General features: G+C 35.2%; 13 protein-coding genes and 1 tRNA gene. 8 read left to right on the top strand and 6 right to left on the bottom strand.

What is annotated here, in order from left to right:
* Positions 1-371 precede the first annotated feature (371 nt).
* Together H6X70_RS07055 and H6X70_RS07050 are read left to right on the top strand one after the other, a co-directional pair.
* Positions 372-1,607 (top strand): metallophosphoesterase, encoded by a 1,236-nt coding sequence (locus tag H6X70_RS07055; protein ID WP_194766966.1) that lies wholly within the window; start codon positions 372-374, stop codon positions 1,605-1,607.
* Between the two features lie 142 nt (positions 1,608-1,749).
* Complete coding sequence (locus H6X70_RS07050; RefSeq protein ID WP_194766965.1) at positions 1,750-2,046, top strand: thioredoxin family protein; 297 nt, start codon at positions 1,750-1,752, stop codon at positions 2,044-2,046.
* A gap of 1,007 nt (positions 2,047-3,053) precedes the next feature.
* On the opposite strand, the gene H6X70_RS07045 is transcribed toward H6X70_RS07050, so the two are convergent.
* The 3 genes from H6X70_RS07045 to H6X70_RS07035 form a co-directional block, all read right to left on the bottom strand.
* A complete protein-coding gene (locus H6X70_RS07045) occupies positions 3,054-4,340 on the bottom strand; it encodes a DUF445 domain-containing protein (RefSeq protein WP_194766964.1) in 1,287 nt (428 codons plus the stop codon).
* 90 nt (positions 4,341-4,430) lie between these two features.
* Entirely contained in the window at positions 4,431-5,084 is a 654-nt protein-coding gene (locus tag H6X70_RS07040; protein WP_194766963.1) for a polysaccharide deacetylase family protein, read from the bottom strand.
* Positions 5,085-5,098: 14 nt separating this feature from the next.
* Positions 5,099-8,395, bottom strand: coding sequence for a protein O-mannosyl-transferase family (locus H6X70_RS07035; RefSeq protein WP_194766962.1), 3,297 nt, complete (start codon positions 8,393-8,395; stop codon positions 5,099-5,101).
* A 149-nt stretch (positions 8,396-8,544) separates the two neighbouring features.
* Between H6X70_RS07035 and H6X70_RS07030 the strand changes: the two genes are divergently transcribed.
* Positions 8,545-8,617, top strand: a tRNA-Gln gene (locus H6X70_RS07030).
* Between the two features lie 506 nt (positions 8,618-9,123).
* Complete coding sequence (locus H6X70_RS07025) at positions 9,124-10,077, top strand: transposase (protein ID WP_194767026.1); 954 nt, start codon at positions 9,124-9,126, stop codon at positions 10,075-10,077.
* Between the two features lie 103 nt (positions 10,078-10,180).
* On the opposite strand, the gene H6X70_RS17010 is transcribed toward H6X70_RS07025, so the two are convergent.
* Positions 10,181-10,588 carry a universal stress protein gene (locus tag H6X70_RS17010; RefSeq protein ID WP_317171459.1) on the bottom strand — a complete coding sequence of 136 codons (408 nt, stop codon included), beginning with the start codon at positions 10,586-10,588 and terminating at the stop codon, positions 10,181-10,183.
* Between the two features lie 29 nt (positions 10,589-10,617).
* The gene (locus tag H6X70_RS17005; RefSeq protein ID WP_317171458.1) at positions 10,618-11,010 is read right to left on the bottom strand and encodes a universal stress protein; all 393 of its coding nucleotides are present in this window, start codon (positions 11,008-11,010) and stop codon (positions 10,618-10,620) included.
* Between the two features lie 215 nt (positions 11,011-11,225).
* Between H6X70_RS17005 and rimP the strand changes: the two genes are divergently transcribed.
* From rimP to infB, 3 genes are all read left to right on the top strand, one after another.
* On the top strand, positions 11,226-11,687 hold the full coding sequence (gene rimP, locus H6X70_RS07015) for a ribosome assembly cofactor RimP (protein ID WP_194766961.1): 462 nt from the start codon (positions 11,226-11,228) through the stop codon (positions 11,685-11,687).
* Between the two features lie 12 nt (positions 11,688-11,699).
* Positions 11,700-12,932: a transcription termination factor NusA gene (nusA, locus tag H6X70_RS07010; RefSeq protein WP_194766960.1), complete on the top strand. Its 1,233-nt coding sequence runs from the start codon at positions 11,700-11,702 to the stop codon at positions 12,930-12,932.
* Between the two features lie 82 nt (positions 12,933-13,014).
* On the top strand, positions 13,015-15,861 hold the full coding sequence (gene infB, locus H6X70_RS07005) for a translation initiation factor IF-2 (protein ID WP_194766959.1): 2,847 nt from the start codon (positions 13,015-13,017) through the stop codon (positions 15,859-15,861).
* A gap of 362 nt (positions 15,862-16,223) precedes the next feature.
* Here infB and H6X70_RS07000 read toward each other — a convergent pair whose 3' ends face one another.
* Complete coding sequence (locus H6X70_RS07000) at positions 16,224-16,607, bottom strand: SPOR domain-containing protein (protein ID WP_102994939.1); 384 nt, start codon at positions 16,605-16,607, stop codon at positions 16,224-16,226.
* A gap of 217 nt (positions 16,608-16,824) precedes the next feature.
* Between H6X70_RS07000 and H6X70_RS06995 the strand changes: the two genes are divergently transcribed.
* Positions 16,825-18,117, top strand: a complete 1,293-nt coding sequence (locus tag H6X70_RS06995; RefSeq protein WP_194766958.1) for a c-type cytochrome — start codon at positions 16,825-16,827, stop codon at positions 18,115-18,117.
* Positions 18,118-18,140 lie beyond the last annotated feature (23 nt).

Here is an 18,140-nt window from a genome sequence, read left to right as displayed (position 1 = left end):
TTTATCGTAAAATTTGAAGTGAAAACACCGTAAAATTTCAGGCTGTTTGAGCTGAACGGAGTTTTCTTTGAACCTTAAATTCTCATAGCGAGTTCCTGAAATTTAGGTGTCGAACGAAAAATTTAGATAAAGGTTCGTAAGCCTAGATTTGCTTGTCCAGAGCGAAGTCGAAGGATTGGTTCGTTTTTTCATCAATGAAATCGACGAAGGAGATTCATGAACTCATTAATTTAAAATAATAATGAGTGAACTAAAAAAATGAACATTATTATCATTCAAATAAAGCATGTTAATTCTTAACGATTCGTTAAATAAAAAACACTACGTTAACTATTCCCTTATAATACGACTATCTTTAGCAAAAATTTAAAATGATACGTTGGATTATTTTTATTGTTATTTTTTTAGTGGCCGATTATTATGCTTTTCAGGCGTTTAGAACCGTTACAAAAAATAATATACTTCTTGCTTTATATTGGGTGATTACCCTTTTTGTACTTGGTAATTTCGTTTTTCAGTTTTATGGTTTTAACCGTAGCGATGGGTTTTCACATACTCATGGCTATGCGGTTGGATTTTTAATTGCTGTGGCTGTACCGCTTATTTTGGTAGTTGGTGTGATGCTTCTCGAAGATGTATTTCGAGTACCTCAAGCCATTTACAGATATTTTACAGAAGGCCAAAGCGACAATGGACAATATATGTCTTCGCGTCGCCAATTTATAAGTAAAATAGCTTTGGGTCTTGCTGCCATTCCTTTTGCGTCCATTATTTATGGGATTTATAAAGGACGTTACAATTACAAAGTTTTAAAGTATACCATGTATTTTGAAGACCTTCCTGAGGCTTTCGATGGTTACAAACTCACCCAACTAAGTGATATTCATTCGGGAAGTTTTGATGATATGGAAAAAGTAGAATATGCAGTCGATTTAATTAATGAACAGGATAGCGATGTGATTCTCTTCACTGGCGATATGGTGAATAATAAAGCCGAAGAACTCATACCTTATAAATCTGTTTTCGGACGACTAAAAGCGAAAGACGGCTTGTATTCGGTTTTAGGAAATCATGATTATGGCGATTATGTGAAGTGGGATTCTGCTGAAGCACAAAAGAAGAACTTAGACGATTTAAAGGCTATTCAAAAGGAAATGGGCTTTAATATGCTGCTGAATGAAACCAAGTTTTTAGAGAAAAATGGCGAGCGTATTGCCTTGGTGGGTGTTGAAAACTGGGGAATTGGTGGTTTTAAACAGGCGGGCGATTTAAAAAAGGCTTCCCAATTTGTTGATGCCAACGATTTTAAAATATTAATGAGTCATGACCCTACGCATTGGGAAAAACAAGTGATAGATGACGATTACCATTACCACTTAACGTTAAGCGGACATACCCATGGGATGCAGTTTGGTATTGAAATTCCGGGCTGGTTTAAATGGAGTCCTGTAAAATGGCGTTACAAATATTGGGCAGGTATCTACAAAGAGAAAGACCAATTTATTAACGTGAATCGCGGATTTGGATATCTGGCATTTCCAGGACGTGTAGGCATTTGGCCAGAAATAACGGTTATTGAACTAAAAAAGGGTCAGGCTGAAGCATAATTCCCTATAATTGTTGCTTTTGAAAAGATTTTGCTTATTTTTATACTAATGCATTGAAAACGACGTGTTAAAATAGCATAGCATTATCTTATTAAGTAACACGACTTTTAAATTAGTGCCGTTGACTCATAAAACATAAAGTATGTCGAAATTTGGTGAACTTATAGATGTTAAAATTCCAGTTTTGTTAGATTTTTATACCGAATGGAATACACAATCGGAGACTATGCATCTTACTTTAAGAGATGTGGCAGCAGCTTTGGGAGATAAGGCTAAAGTGATTAAAATTGATATTGAAAAAAATAAAGAACTCGCTGAAGCTTTACGTGTAAAAGCTTTGCCTACACTTATTATTTATAAAGATGGCGAAATGAAATGGCGCCATAGTGGCGAGCAAGATGCCAACACGCTTATTGGCATTATTCAAGACTACATCTAAAACTTCTGCGAAAGCAGAAGTCCCATCAATTAAAGCAGATTTTCTAAATGAAAATTTGTAGTTCTCATTGCACGTTTTCGTTACGTTGAACTTCTATCGGTATTTCATCATATTTGTAAAACAGTATTTTAAATAAGGAAAGTAAATTTCAATATTGTAGATTTATTTTGGAGTGCAGTCGATAACAAGCAAGCCTGAATTATATGCCATTTCTCGGCTCCGCTCGAAGACCGTTCTATAACAGGGTTTTTGTTAGAAGAGAAGTGGTTTTCAATAATCATTAGATAATATTCAATTCAACAAAACACTAATCTTAGGATGTTCGAGCGTAGTCGAGAACCTTTATCGTTATAAGGAATAAACTTCTCGACTCCGAAGACCGTTCTATAACAGGGTTTTTGTTAGAAAAGAAGTGGTTTTCAATAATCATTAGATAATATTCAAATCAACAAAACACTAATCTTAGGATGTTCGAGCATAGTCGAGAACCTTTATCGTTATAAGGAATAAACTTCTCGACGCCGCTCGAAGACCGTGTTATAACAGGGTTTTTGTTAGAAAAGAAGTGGTTTTCAATAATCAATAGATAATATTCAATTCAACAAAGCACTAATCTTAGGGTGTTCGAGCATAGTTGAGAACCTTTATCGTTAAAAAGAATAAACTTCTCGACGCCGCTCGAAGACCGTTCTATAACAGGGTTTTTGTTAGAAAAGAAGTGGTTTTCAATAATCAATAGATAATATTCAATTCAACAAAGCACTAATCTTAGGGTGTTCGAGCGTAGTCGAGAACCTTTATCGTTAAAAAGAATAAACTTCTCGACTCCGCTCGAAAACCATGATATAACTGAGTTTTTTAAAAAAAAGAAGGGCTCAGTAATTAATGCTTATTTGTTTAATCGTGTAAAGAAAATAACTTGGTTTTTACTAGAAAGAAGCAATTTTCAACAATCAACGTAACAATATGTCAAGCTTGTTTTAAGTTACAATTGATATCACAACCAACTACAAAAACAAAATCCGAATCACCGAAATTAAAATCCCAACAAAGCCGCCAACAACAGCGCCATTCAATCGGATATACTGCAAATCATTACCTACTTTTTCTTCAATTTGACTAACCAATTCCACGTCGTTTAATTTGGATAAACTCATTCTAACCATATCGCCAATTTCATGGTGGTATTTCGTAATTAATTGCTGAATGGTTTCCTTTATCCAACGGTCTGTTTTTTCTTGAAGTGCCGTGTCTGTTTCCAACTCATTTAAAAGTTTGTCAACATTACTTTTAATAAAATTGGTAAAAGGGGTGTCGTTTTCTTTTAACTCGTTTGTAATCGAGATTTTAAAATTATGAAGGATGTCTTGAATTAGCACTTTTGCGTCGGCATTATCAACTAATTTGGCTTGTAAATCGGTTACAATTTTTCGGGAAGCTTCATCGCCACGAATCAAACCTTCAGCAAAATCTTGAATGCTTTTATCAAACTTTAAACGCACTGTATGATTGGGGTCGTTTTTAGCTTCTTGAATAAAGCTAGTCATGGAATTAATAATTTTATCTACTATCGATTCGTTATCAACCCCACCAACTTCAGAGGCAAACTTTACGATAATTTTTTTCCAAAAGCCTTCATCTTTATACTCTTGCATTTGATTTTCAATCAATTTTAAAAGTTGCTTGCGGGTCGCTTCATCATGAATCGTTTTTTGGGCAGAACCTAGAACCATGTCCCATAAAGTATTATGGTCGCCTCTTTCAATAGCTGTTTTTAACCAACCGCCTAATGGCGTTGCCAAATCCATGCCTTTAACTTGTTTTTCCAATAGGGCTTGTAGCACATTTACAACTTCGGGACTATCAATGTTTTCGGTTAACCGTGTGCTTATTTGCTTTAAAAAACCAACAACTTTTTGTGTGTTTTCTGGTTCTTTTAAAGATGTAACAATGTTTTTTACAATTTGAACATCCGTTAATTTTTCATTAATAATTTCTGGAGATAACCATTTGTTGGTCACTAAATCTACAATGCCTTCGGTGAGATTATTTCGGTTTCTTACAATAATGTTGGTGTGTTTTCTAATTATAGGAATGGGAATTTCATGAAATAGGGCACGAACTGCAAACCAATCGGCAAAACCACCAATGGTTGCGGCTTCAAAACCCGTTAATAAAATATGCCAATATTTAGATTCTAAATAGCCTAACTGAATGAGGGCTTGAACAACTATAAGTCCAATTATTGAAATTAATAGAGAGGTTCTTCCAACGTAGTTTTTTTTAGTTTCCATGAAGTGTGATATTAAAACATCTAAACTTTTATGAATACAAGTAACGAAATTTTAAAATGCTAAACGGACTTTCAAAATAGTTTTAAAGAGTTAACCTTTTAATGATTTGAAGATAAAACCTTCTTTGCTAAAATGTTCCAAGACTTTAGGAAGGGCATATTGCATGTTTTTTGAAGCTTTTACACTATCATGAAACACAATAATACTGCCGTTGGTTGCTTTTTTTATCACATTTTGTAAGCAGTTTTCTTCTGAAATAGAAGCTTCCCAATCGAAAGATAGAATATCCCACATGATGATTTTATAACCCAATTCGATGAGGTTTTGGCCTTGTTTTCTAGAAATTTGGCCGTAGGGCGGACGAAAAAGAGTGTGAGTCGCCAAAGGAACATGGCGCGTAGCTATTTCAATTATCTTTTGGGTTTTTGAAACCTCTTCGAGGTAATCTTCAGTTTTTGTTTTCCAGCCTTTAACGTGATTGTAGGTGTGGTTGCCAATGGTATGCCCATCATTTAGAATGTTTTGAAAAATATCAGGATGCTTTTCAATATTGTTTCCAATACAGAAAAAGGTTGCTTTGGCCTCGTGTTTTTTTAAAATATCTAGAGTCCAATTGGTGATGCTTGGTGTTGGGCCATCATCAAAAGTTAGGTAGAGTATTTTTTCGTTAGTAGGGATGTCCCAAATATAATTTGGGAACATCTTTTTAGCTACTAACGGTGTTTTTGTGGGTATTAAGGTCATAACCTTAATCTAAATTAATTGATGCTATCGGTTTGCAAGGTGTCTTCTTCTGGCATCGTAGCTTCTATGTCTTCAGGTTCTTGATCGCCATAAAAGTGTCTGAACGCTCTTAAATGCTCGTTGAAAATATCGCCTTCAGTTTCAGCAAACTTAATATCATATCGAATTAAAACATCTACTAGGCCTTTATAGCGTTGAATATCGGTGTAAATTTCTTCAAATAAACGTTCTTGTTTATCAACACTCAAACTACTGTAATAGGCTAGGTTTTCTTGATATTTTTTAGCCACTTCCTTATATAATTGTTGTGCTTTTTCTTTGTTGCCTACTTCATAGTAAATACTAATGTAAGGCTCTAAAAGGGTGTAATAGCCAAAATATTCAACCGGCATATTTGTCATAGCGATATCTGCTACTTCTTCAGCTTTAGCCAATTGTTTTTCATTGATTAATTTTTCGGCTAAACGGGCTAAGTTTCCACGGTAAGTGATGGAGTTTTTTCTAGTTTCTACATCGTGGTAAATATCTGGACTTCCGCTATTTCCCCAATCCCATTGTTTAACTTTTTCATACATTAAATCGCTATCAATACGGCCCATATCAAACGGGTTCGATTTATCAATAGGTGTTCTAATAGGAACTAATTTGTAGCATAAACCATCTAGTTGAAGGTAATCCTTCATCCAAAGGTAATCATCGTCGCCAAAACTTCCGCCAGTAAAATAAATAGGGCGTTTCCAATCGTTATTAGCAACAATATCCAGCATAAGAAGCCTGTTTTTATATAAAGCGCCTCCTTTTATGTTAATGTCGATATAGGGCGCAATTTTATCGGCATCTTCAGGTTTTACAATCCCCGATTTAAGCGCGTTTTCTTTATTTACAGGAATGCGTAAATGCGGTGTTGGTAAATACGTAGCATTGGCATCTTGACTTCTTACTTTAGAAAGATCAACACCTTGTTGTTGCAATACGTATTTGTATTTAGTTTTTGGGTTGTTACTGCCAACAAAATCTAAAAATTGTTTTACTAATAAGGTGTCTTTAATAACGGGTTGAATGATGATGTAGTCATTCGTGCCATAACGGTATAAATCGTGTGTAAGTTGCGATGGTATGGGGTCACTTTCATAAGCCTTGCGCTTCATTTGGTCGATGTACCAATCGGTTTGAAATAAACTGGTATTCACCACACGTACATCGGTTCGGTAACCTTCGATTTCTTGAGCATACCAAAGTGCAAAGGTATCGTTGTCTCCAATGGTAAATAGAATACCGTTTTCGGCGCAAGAATCTAAATACATTTTTGCCATAGAACGGGCGGTGTATTTGCCAGAACGGTCGTGGTCATCCCAATTGTTTGCTGCTAAAATTCCAGGTACTAACAATAAGCAAAGCACCGACACAATGGGTGCAGCTAGTTTTTTAGGGACGTATTTTTTAATGAAATCGTAGGCAGCGTAAACACCAAAACCAATCCATAATGCGAATACATAGAATGAGCCTACTAAAGAATAATCGCGTTCGCGAGGTTCAAAAGGGCGTACATTGGTATAAACCTGAATGGCAATTCCTGTAAATAGGAAAAACACAAACATAACCCAGAATGTTTTTTTGTCTTTATTGAATAAAAAGAAAAACCCTAGAAGCCCTAAAATTAGCGGTAACAAATAATAGGTGTTTCGGGCTTTATTATTTTTCACATCGCTAGGTAAATTGTCTTGCGAATACCCTAAATGCCATTCATCAATAAATTTGATGCCTGTTATCCAGTTTCCGTGGTTGTCGTAGCGGCCTTGAATATCGTCTTGTCTTCCAGAGAAATTCCACATGAAATAACGCCAGTACATATAACCCAATTGGTATTCGAATAAATAGGTGATATTACTGAATAACGATGGTTTTTCAATATCGATATAATCTTTAAATTGCTTTAAAAAATTGTTATAATCTTCATAGTCTACATTGCCTTGAGCAACATCTTTTCTGAAATTCGCTACAGCAGTACGCAGTTCGTTTTCCATTTGAAAATCTGGCTTTAGCTTGAACTTTAAAAAACCAGAAAACATCATGTAGTTTTCGGCGTGTTCTGTGCTCCACATACGTGGTAGAATAGACGCGTGTTTCGAATTGTAATTTTGTTTGGCGTTTTTATAATCGTTTACAATAATGTATTTTCCAGATTTTTCATCCTTTTCATAGTTTGGTTTATCATCAACATAAGGATTGTTTTCATCTAAATAGGCATATTGGTCGGTAAACTGTGGTCCGTAAAACAAGTGTGTTTCTGGGTATTGCTCTAAATTATAATAGGCTAATAATTCTCTTGCGCTATTTGGGTTGTTTTCGTTAACTACAACATTAGCGTTGGCACGAATGGGAAGCATAATCCATGTTGCGAAACCAATAATAACGAAGGTAACACAAAGAATAGCAGTATTTAAATGCACATAATTTTTATTACGCGTATAGCGCAGTGCGTAATAAATAAAGCCTATTAGTGTAATTCCTGCAATGATAGACCCAGAGTTAAAGGGCAGGCCAATGGAGTTTACAAAGAAAATTTCGAAGACACTAAAAAACTTAAGAATGTTAGGTGCTAACAACTTAAAAACAAATAATAGAACACTTACAGCGGCTACATTAGCAATTATAAAACTTTTAAAAGTTACTGTTTTATAATTTTTAAAATAGTATATCAGGCCAATGGCAGGAATGGTTAGTAAGCCCATAAAGTGAACTCCAAATGAGAGTCCTATAATAAAAGCAATTAAAATTAACCAACGGTTGCCTCGTGGTTTATTCATGTCTTGTTCCCAGCGCAGTCCTAACCAGAATAATACAGCCATGATTAAAGTGGCCATGGCATAAACTTCGGTTTCAACAGCATTAAACCAAAAAGAATCTGTAAAAGTAAAGGCTAAACTTCCCACTAAACCGCTTCCTAAAATAGCAATGGCTTTGCTTTGAGACATGGTGTCGTTTTTAGAAACCATTTTTTTAAGCAGTAAAGTAATGGTCCAAAACATGAACAAAATCGTGAATGCACTTGCAACGGCACTCATCATATTCATCATAAATCCAACCTGATTAGGTTCCAAGGCAAACATCGAGAAAAATGCACCAAGCATTTGAAAAAGTGGTGCTCCAGGGGGGTGGCCTACTTCCAGTTTAGCAGAAGTTAAAATATACTCGCCAGCATCCCAAAAACTTACCGTAGGTTCAACTGTTAAACTGTAGGTTATAAGTGCTATTAAAAAAGAAAACCAACCTAAAATGGTATTCCATTTTTTATAGTCAAAATGTGCCATATGTCTCTGTGTTTTTTTGCATTGCGAATTTAACAATAATAATGGTATCGCAAATGTTTTTAAAGAAACGTTAAGTTTTAAAAAATATTTTTTAAAAAATGCTTGTAGAAATAAAACTTTATTTTAAATTTGCACCCTCATTACACGAATGGCCCATGGTGTAACTGGCAACACGTTGGTTTTTGGTACCAAAGAGTCTAGGTTCGAGCCCTAGTGGGCCAACAGAGAATCCTAATTTCGAAAGAAGTTAGGATTTTTCTTTTTAAAGCATATATGTGCGAGAGGTTTATGGGTCAATCTCAAAAGTTGTGTGTGAATTAAAATAAGATTGCGATTTTTGTAAAAAAAAAGCACTTTGGATAATTACCTAGACCTATTAAAATTGATTCTTCCTGAATTTTTAATCAATCATTTTGATTTAGTTAAAAACACAAAAAACGGAGAAGTCATGCATCTCTATTTTGAAGAATGAAAAGCAGTTCCAAAAGAAGAAACTTCGAGAACACTCATAGCCCATGGTTTTCATAAGGAAGTCACTATTCAAGATTTTCCCTTAAGAGGCAATACCGTATATCTTCATGTCAAACGCCGTAGATGGTTAGATAAACAAACAAGTGAATTAGTTCAAAGAGATTGGAATTTAGTAGCCCAGGGAACACGGATGACCACCGAGTTCGCTGATTTTTTAAAAGAAATTAGCAGATACTAAAGCTTACGATTGCCATACTATAGGTGGTTTTTATAATATTGATGGTAAAAAATTTAGCAGACAATATCGAGACCATCTTAGTGAATTTAAAGCCTGGAAACAAAAACCACACGCCAAACAATGGCTTATCTTTCCAGAAAACATTGGAGCTTACTTATCTATAGATGAAACAGCTCTTTCTAAAGGAGAGCTCTATACCATTATTACCAATAAAAAAGCTAAAGGAAAAAAAGGTTGTATTGTGGCAATTTTTGCTGGCACAAAAGTTGAACCTATTGTAAAACAGCTTCTCACCATATCAGCTAAAAAAAGAGCAGCGGTGAAGGAAATCACATTAGATATGGCAAACTCAATGAAAACCATAGCAAAGAAATGTTTTCCTAAAGCCATACAAGTTACAGATCGATTTCATGTACAAAAACTAGCTTTAGAAGCTTTACAAGACATAAGAATCAAACACCGATGGCATGCTATAGATTTAGAAAACGACGCTATTAAAATAGCCAAATCCGCTAACAAAACATATAAACCACAGCTCTTTAGCAAAGAAGATACTAGAAAACAACTCTTAGCCAGAAGCAGATATTTACTCTATAAATCACCTTCAAATTGGACCAAAAATCAATATGAAAGAAGTATAATACTTTTTAATGAATACCCTGACATCAAAACCGCCTTTGGCTTGGTGCAAGGGCTTCGAAATATTTTTAATTCAGCTAAATCAAGAGAAATAGCATACACCAAACTCGCACATTGGTATAAAGAGGTGGAACAATCTGGCTTTAGAGCTTTTAGAACAATAGCAAATACCATAACGATAAACTACCGTTCAATACTCAATTATTTTATTAATAGAAGTACAAATGCTTCTGCAGAATCTTTTAATGCGAAAATTAAAGCATTTAGAAGTCAATTTAGAGGGGTCAAAAACATAGAATTCTTTCTATACAGATTAACCACAATTTTTGCATAAACACAACAATTAGGATTGATCCAGGTTTATATCGAGCGCAGACGAGATAAGCCCTAGTGGGCCAACAAAAAAGTCTTCCAATTCGGAAGACTTTTTTTATTTGTTATATTTTATAAGTTAAAACGGGGCGTTTTGCATGGTTTACTAAGTCTTCACTAATGCTTCCGTTAAAGAAATGCGAAATGCCTTTTCTACCATGTGTACTCATAGCTATTAAGTCGGCATCTATGCTGTAGCTGTAATTGATAATGCCTTTTTCAATAGTGACATCGTTATAGATAATAACAGGTAGTTTTTCAGAGCTAAAATCTTTTGTGAATTTTTTAAAACGCTCATTAGCCTGTTTCGTTGTAATAAATTGGTTTGGTGTGTTTACTAAAAGTAAATGGATTTTTGCATCCCACAGTTTTGCGAAACTGAGTGCTTTTTCAAAAGCGGGTTTGCTTTCATCGGCGAAATCGGAGGCGAAAACAACATTAGAAACTTTAAAATCTGGATGTTCCTTTTTTATAACTAAAACTGGAGTTTTAGAGTTTCTAACTACTTTTCGGTATTGCTTCCAATTAGAATTTCTTCAATACCGCTTGTGCCATTCGATCCCATAATTATAAGATCGATATTGTTTTTTTCGCACAGGTTTGAAATACCATTATAGATTTCAGAAAAATCTATGGTGTTAAATACAGTAAGTCCTTCTAAGTAGTCATGGCTTAATAAATCATCAAATTTTTGCTTTGCTAATTTCATAAAAAAAAGGGCTTCTGGTCCTGATGAAAAACTGGTTGTGTTAACAGGGTCAATTTGGTGTAAAGGCAAATCTAAAATATGAAGCAGATGAATTTCACAATCATGAACTTTAGCTAATTGTGCAGCTACTTTTAAAGCGTTTTCTGCTTGATTGGAAAAATCGGTAGGGACTAATATTTTTTTCATGGTGTTTTATATTTTGAAATGAGGTTACGTGTATTGAAAATAACATCTTGATCATCGCTGTTTTTTTAGGTTTGAAGTATGAGATGTTATAAGCAAGTCTTGTCTAAATTATTAAATATTCCTTTAAAAATCAATAATATATTGTATATTTGCACCGTTGAAAGGCGAAATTAATGATATGAGGGGACGGAAAGTCCCCTCTTTTTATACTAAAAATGTTTAAAAAGAAGGTTACAGAATTACTTGATACAGCACTGGTTGAACGACCAGACTTGTTTCTAATAGATTTTTCTATAAACAGTGAAAATCACATTAAAGTGATTATTGATGGCGACAGCGGCGTTTTAGTAGAAGACTGCATGTTTATAAGTCGTGCTATCGAGCATAATTTAGATCGCGAAGAGGAAGATTTCTCACTGGAAGTTATGTCGGCAGGAGCAGCAGCACCTTTAACGCATAACCGCCAGTATAAGAAAAATGTAAACAGAACGCTTAAAGTAAGAACAAATACTGAAGAAATTGAAGCAGTACTTACCGAGGCGACCCCAGAACATATTACACTAGAGTGGAAAGTTAGAGAGCCAAAACCTGTTGGGAAAGGCAAAGTAACTGTTAAAAAGGAAGCACATATTCCTTATGAAGATATTGTAGAAGCAAAAGTTATGATTAAATTTTAATTTAAAAGAGTTATGGAAAATATCGCGTTAATTGAATCTTTTTCAGAATTCAAAGACGATAAGCTAATTGACAGAGTAACGTTAATGGCGATTTTAGAAGATGTGTTTAGAAGCGCCTTGAAAAAGAAGTTTGGTGATGATGATAATTTTGATATTATTGTAAATCCAGATAAAGGTGATTTAGAGATTTGGAGAAACAGAGTTGTTGTTGCTGATGGTGAAGTTGAAGAACCAAATCAAGAAATAACTCTTACTGAAGCACGTAAAATTGAGCCAGATTTCGAGGTTGGTGAAGATGTATCTGAAGAAGTAAAGCTTATCGATTTAGGAAGACGTGCTATTTTAGCATTACGTCAAAATTTAATTTCTAAAATCCACGAGCACGATAACACTATAATTTATAAGCATTTTAAAGATTTAGTAGGCGAAATTTATACTGCAGAAGTGCACCATATTCGTCATAGAGCAGTCATTCTTTTAGATGATGAAGGCAATGAAATTGTGCTACCAAAAGACAAACAAATTCCTTCAGATTTCTTTAGAAAAGGAGATAACGTAAGAGGGGTAATTGATAGTGTAGAGCTTAAAGGTGCAAAACCAACTATCATTATGTCAAGAAGTTCTCCTGTGTTTTTAGAGAAATTATTTGAACAAGAAATTCCAGAAGTTTTTGATGGCTTAATTACCATTAAAAATGTAGTAAGAATTCCAGGCGAAAAAGCAAAAGTAGCTGTAGATTCTTATGATGATAGAATTGATCCTGTAGGAGCTTGTGTTGGTATGAAAGGTTCTAGAATTCACGGTATTGTTCGCGAATTAGGTAATGAGAATATCGATGTTATTAATTACACAAGTAATTTACCATTATTCATTACTAGAGCATTAAGCCCAGCAAGAGTCACTTCAATAAAACTTGACGAAGAAGCTAAACGTGCCGAGGTTATTTTAAAACCAGAAGAGGTTAGTAAAGCTATTGGTCGTGGCGGTCATAACATCCGTTTAGCAGGTCAATTAACAGGTTACGAAATTGATGTGTTTAGAGAAGGTGCTGAAGAAGATGTTGAATTAAGTGAATTTACAGATGAAATCGAAGGATGGATTATTGAAGAATTCAGCAAAGCAGGATTAGACACCGCTAAAAGTATCCTTGAACAAGATATTAACGATCTTGTTAAAAGAACAGATTTAGAAGAAGAGACAATTAAAGATGTCATTAGAATTCTAAGAGAAGAATTCGAAGAATAGTAGTAAAACCAAGTGCAGATTTGCACGTTTGTTATGCCTTCAGAGGTATAATGCATATATTTGAGTATTTTAAAGGCGATTTATGGCTGAAACAATTAGATTAAATAAAGTATTACGCGAGCTTAACATCTCTCTAGATCGTGCCGTAGAATTTTTAGATTCTAAAGGCGTAGATATAGAGAAGCGTCCAACTACCAAAATTTCTGAAGAAACCTATAAGATTCTTTCAGATGAGTTTGAAACAGACGCTAATAAGAAAGTGAAGTCGCAAGAAGTTAGTGAAGCAAAGCAAAAGGAAAAGGACGACTTACGTATAAAACGTGAGCAAGAATTGGATGCTAAGCAGAAAGCTCAAGAAGCCATAGAGAAAGCCAGACAGCAAGAGGTTGTTAAAGCTTCAAACACCCTTTCAGGACCTAAACAAGTTGGAAAAATTGATTTAGAACCAAAAAAGAAAGTTGAAGAAAAACCGGTTGTCGAGAAAAAAGAGGAGCCTGTTTCAGCACCAGAACCTGTTAAGGAACCTGAGGTTGTAAAGGCTAAAGCTCCAAAAATTGAAGTCAAGCCCGTTGCCAATCAAAAGGTAGAGCTTGAACCTAAAAAAGAAGCTCCAGCTAAAACTCCGGTGAAGGAAACTCCAGCTAAAGAAGCAACTCCTGAAAAGGAAGCGCCTAAAGCTAAAGAAACCACGACTACTGGAGCTGTAGATTCTGAAGGGAATCCAATTAGCGAGGAAAAAGTTAAAACACAATATCAGAAACTTACAGGACCAAAAATTGCTGGCGATAAAATTGATTTATCTCAGTTTAATAAGCCTAAAAAGAAGAAGGAAGATAAAAAACCAGATGCTAAACCAGGAGATGCTGCAAAGAAAAAGCGTCGCCGTATTAGTAAAGCTGGTGCGCCAAACACAGGAGGTCCTAACAGACCAGGTGGTGGTGGAAGACCTGGAGGAAACGATCGTTTTAAAGGAAAACCAGGTGGTCCAGGTGCAGGCCGACGTAACATTGTTAAAGAAGAGCCTTCAGAGGAAGATGTAAAGAAACAAGTTAGAGAAACGCTTGAAAAACTTCAAGGGAAATCTAGCAAAGGTAAAGGCGCTAAATACAGAAGAGATAAAAGAGATCAGCACAGAGAACAATCTGAAATTGATCAACAAATCGAAGCTGCAGAAAGCAAAATCATTAAAGTAACCGAGTTTGTTACTGCTAGTGAAATGGCAACTATGATGGATGTTAGTGTAACTCAAATTATATCAGCGTGTATGTCACTTGGTATGATGGTTACCATGAACCAACGTTTAGATGCTGAAACTTTATCTATTGTTGCTGATGAATTTGGTTTCCAAGTAGAATTTGTGACTGCCGATATCGAAGAGTCTATAGACGAATTTGAAGATAAGCCAGAAGATTTAAAACCACGTGCGCCAATCGTAACCGTAATGGGTCACGTTGATCACGGTAAAACTTCGCTTCTAGATTACATCCGTAAGGAAAATGTAATTGCAGGAGAGTCAGGTGGTATTACACAGCATATTGGTGCTTATGGTGTAGAATTAGAAAACGGACAAAAAATCGCGTTTTTAGATACACCAGGTCACGAGGCCTTTACAGCCATGCGTGCTCGTGGAGCTCAAGTAACCGATATTGCTATTGTTGTTGCAGCGGCCGATGATGATATTATGCCACAAACAAAAGAGGCTATTTCGCATGCGCAAGCTGCAGGAGTGCCTATTGTTTTTGCGATTAATAAAATTGATAAATCTGATGCCAATCCAGAGAAAATTAAAGATGGATTAGCTCAAATGAATCTTTTAGTTGAAGATTGGGGTGGTAAAATACAATCTCATGATATTTCAGCAAAAGTAGGAACAGGGGTTAAAGAATTATTAGAAAAAGTATTGCTTGAAGCTGAGTTATTAGAGCTTAAAGCCAATCCGGATAAACCAGCTGTGGGTACAGTGGTAGAGGCGTACTTAGATAAAGGACGTGGTTATGTATCAACTGTATTAGTACAGGCAGGAACTCTTAAAATTGGCGATTACGTATTAGCTGGTAGACACAGTGGAAAAGTAAAAGCTATGCATGACGAAAGAGGTCATGATGTTGCTTCTGCAGGACCTTCAACGCCAGTATCAATTTTAGGATTAGATGGTGCGCCACAAGCAGGGGATAAATTTAATGTCTTTGCAGATGAGCGTGAAGCGAAACAAATCGCTTCAAAACGTGCGCAATTACAACGTGAGCAATCTGTTAGAACACAACGTCATATTACTTTAGATGAAATTGGTCGTCGTATTGCTTTAGGTGATTTCCAAGAATTAAATATCATCCTTAAAGGTGATGTGGATGGTTCTGTGGAAGCTTTAACCGATTCATTCCAGAAATTATCTACTGAAGAAATTCAAGTCAATATTTTACATAAAGGTGTAGGTGCCATTACCGAAAGTGATGTGTTATTAGCTTCGGCTTCCGATGCTATTATCGTAGGATTTAATGTGCGTCCTGTTGGAAATGCAAGAATGATTGCTGATAAAGAAGAAATCGATATCAGAACGTATTCTATCATTTACGATGCCATCAACGATCTTAAAGATGCTATGGAAGGCATGTTGTCTCCAGAGCTTAAAGAAGAGATTACAGGTACTGCTGAAATTAGAGAAATCTTCAAAGTATCTAAAATTGGAAGTATTGCTGGATGTATGGTAACTAATGGTAAAATTCTTAGAAGTTCAGGTATTCGTTTAATTCGTGATGGTGTTGTAGTTTACACAGGTGAACTAAGCTCATTAAAACGTTTTAAAGATGACGCTAAAGAAGTAACAAAAGGTTACGATTGTGGTATGCAAATTAAAAACTATAACGACATTAAGGAAGGCGATGTTATTGAAGCGTTCCATGAAGTTGAGGTTAAAAAGAAGTTGAAATAAAACTTAATTTCTATAATTTAAAAAAAGCATCTATTTTTCAATAGGTGCTTTTTTTATGCCTAATTATGAGGTCTTTTTAAAATATTAATAAAGCTTGCTCTTGCTCTTTCGTTTTGAAGGGAGGGAATTTTCGATTTTATCGAAATAGACTTATAGCTAGTTTAAAATCTGTGCCTATCAATTCTGGTTTTAAGATTACATTTTAACATAAAACCTGTGCCTATATTGTCGTTCTCCTGTGTCCGAATGTTTTAATTATCTATCCATTATGAAGTCAATTATCCTTGATAAAATAGGTTAAAACAAAAAACGGTGACTTCAAATGAAATTCAAAGTCACCGTTTTTAATTCAGTATTTAAATTTACTTTTTAGGCTTAAAAATAAAAGCACTAGAAAACTTTTGTTTTATTCTTTTTAAAGCACGATCGGCTTCTAAACGCGTTCTAAAATTACCCACCCAAATCTTAAAATTAGGCTGTTCAAAATGTATGGAGGGGTTCCAGTCCGAAAAGGATGATTTAAATTCGTTTTGAGCCGCATATGCATCTTGTCGATTGCCATTATAAATTTGAATTTTATAACGATCGGCGTCCTCATTATTCATGTTTTTCTTCAGCTCTATGAGCTTTGAAATGTTTTCATCTTGATTAATTGTTACTGTTCCTTCTTGAGCCGAAACGTAAGTCGTTGTTAATGTAAAACATACAAAAGCGCAGATTGTAATTTTAACTTTGTCGAAAATCATATTTATAATTGTGTTTATGCAAATGTAAAAGTATTAAACTTAAAACTGAGTAAAAATATTATTTAGAATCTCTCTAAATTAACTGTTAACCTTTCTTTAGTATTTTGGTAATCGACTTTAAATATTACTTTTGCCAGAGATTTTATAGCTATACTTTTTTCGTTTAATAAATGACAAAAGTCATACCAAAAGTTAAGAAGTTAATTTAACCAACAATATGAGAAAGGTGATTCACCGTAAATTAAGCAAAAACTTTCTTCGTTTAGGCTTAATTGTATTACTAGCGTTTACAAGCTCGCTTTCAGCTCAGGAAGGCGATCCAGCAAAAGGGAAGTCTTTATTTAATGCCAATTGTGCTGCATGTCATCAATTAGATAAAAAGATGACAGGTCCGGCATTACGCCATATCGAAACTCGTTTATCTGACGAGGAAGGATTGGATCGTGATTGGATTTATGCATGGGTGCGTAATAGTTCTGGACTAATTAAGTCTGGAGACGCTTATGCAAATAAAGTGTACAACGAGTTTGGTGGTGCTGCCATGACGGCATTTCCTCAGTTGTCTGATGATGATTTAAATAACATTCTAGCTTATACGGCTGAAGAGAAGAAAGCTGCTCCAGCTCCGGCTGCGGGTGCTGCTCCTGTTCAGGCTGCTTCATCTTCTGATGGCATTTCAAACGAGCTTATTTTAGGAGCATTAGCAATACTGTTTATTTTATTGGCTTTAGGTTTGTACTTAGTTAATAAAACATTACGTCGTTTTGCTGCAGCTCAAAATTTAGAGTTAGAAACTGAAACCGGTAGAACACCACTATGGAAAGCATTCGTTCAAAATCAATTTTTAATGATTGTTGTAGCGATTTTCTTTTTGTTAACTAGTGCGTATTTCGCTTTCGGATTTATGATGCAAGTTGGCGTTGATCAAGGGTATCAGCCAGTACAACCTATTCATTTCTCACACAAAATACACGCTGGCGATAATGGTATTGATTGTAAGTACTGTCACTCTTCAGCAAGAGTTAGTAAAACTTCAGGAATTCCTTCATTAAATGTTTGTATGAACTGTCATAAATCTATTTACGAATACAATGGTGAAACAACTCCAGAATATTCTAAAGAGTTTTACGATGGTGAGATTAAGAAATTATACAAAGCAGCAGGATGGAGCGATGAAGATCAAAAATATACAGGCGAATCTCAACCAGTTAAATGGGTGCGTATTCATAACCTGCCAGATTTCGCATATTTCAACCACTCTCAACACGTAACTGTTGCTGGTGTAGAGTGTCAAACTTGTCACGGTCCAGTTCAAGAAATGGAAGAGGTTTACCAATATGCGCCGTTAACCATGGGATGGTGTATTAACTGTCACAGAGATACCGATGTTAATGTTAAAGACAACGCATACTACGAGAAAATTCATGCTGAATTATCTAAGAAGTACGGTGTAGAAAATTTAACAGCTGCTCAAATGGGTGGTTTAGAATGTGGTAAATGCCACTATTAAAAAGCTAGTTTTCTTTTCTGCGG

The sequence above is a fragment of the Tamlana sp. I1 genome, from assembly GCF_015355625.1.
Taxonomy (GTDB): Bacteria; Bacteroidota; Bacteroidia; order Flavobacteriales; family Flavobacteriaceae; genus Pseudotamlana.
The sequence above is the reverse complement of the archived record's forward strand: the minus strand, read 5'-3'. Positions and strand labels throughout refer to the sequence as shown.

Bases quoted from the DNA above. Each gene is read 5' to 3' on its own strand.
- H6X70_RS07055 (WP_194766966.1), top strand. From the start codon at position 372: ATGATACGTTGGATTATTTTTATTGTTATTTTTTTAGTGGCCGATTAT.
- H6X70_RS07050 (WP_194766965.1), top strand. From the start codon at position 1,750: ATGTCGAAATTTGGTGAACTTATAGATGTTAAAATTCCAGTTTTGTTA.
- H6X70_RS07045 (WP_194766964.1), bottom strand. From the start codon at position 4,340: ATGGAAACTAAAAAAAACTACGTTGGAAGAACCTCTCTATTAATTTCA.
- H6X70_RS07040 (WP_194766963.1), bottom strand. From the start codon at position 5,084: ATGACCTTAATACCCACAAAAACACCGTTAGTAGCTAAAAAGATGTTC.
- H6X70_RS07035 (WP_194766962.1), bottom strand. From the start codon at position 8,395: ATGGCACATTTTGACTATAAAAAATGGAATACCATTTTAGGTTGGTTT.
- H6X70_RS17005 (WP_317171458.1), bottom strand. From the start codon at position 11,010: ATGAAAAAAATATTAGTCCCTACCGATTTTTCCAATCAAGCAGAAAAC.
- rimP (WP_194766961.1), top strand. From the start codon at position 11,226: ATGTTTAAAAAGAAGGTTACAGAATTACTTGATACAGCACTGGTTGAA.
- nusA (WP_194766960.1), top strand. From the start codon at position 11,700: ATGGAAAATATCGCGTTAATTGAATCTTTTTCAGAATTCAAAGACGAT.
- infB (WP_194766959.1), top strand. From the start codon at position 13,015: ATGGCTGAAACAATTAGATTAAATAAAGTATTACGCGAGCTTAACATC.
- H6X70_RS07000 (WP_102994939.1), bottom strand. From the start codon at position 16,607: ATGATTTTCGACAAAGTTAAAATTACAATCTGCGCTTTTGTATGTTTT.
- H6X70_RS06995 (WP_194766958.1), top strand. From the start codon at position 16,825: ATGAGAAAGGTGATTCACCGTAAATTAAGCAAAAACTTTCTTCGTTTA.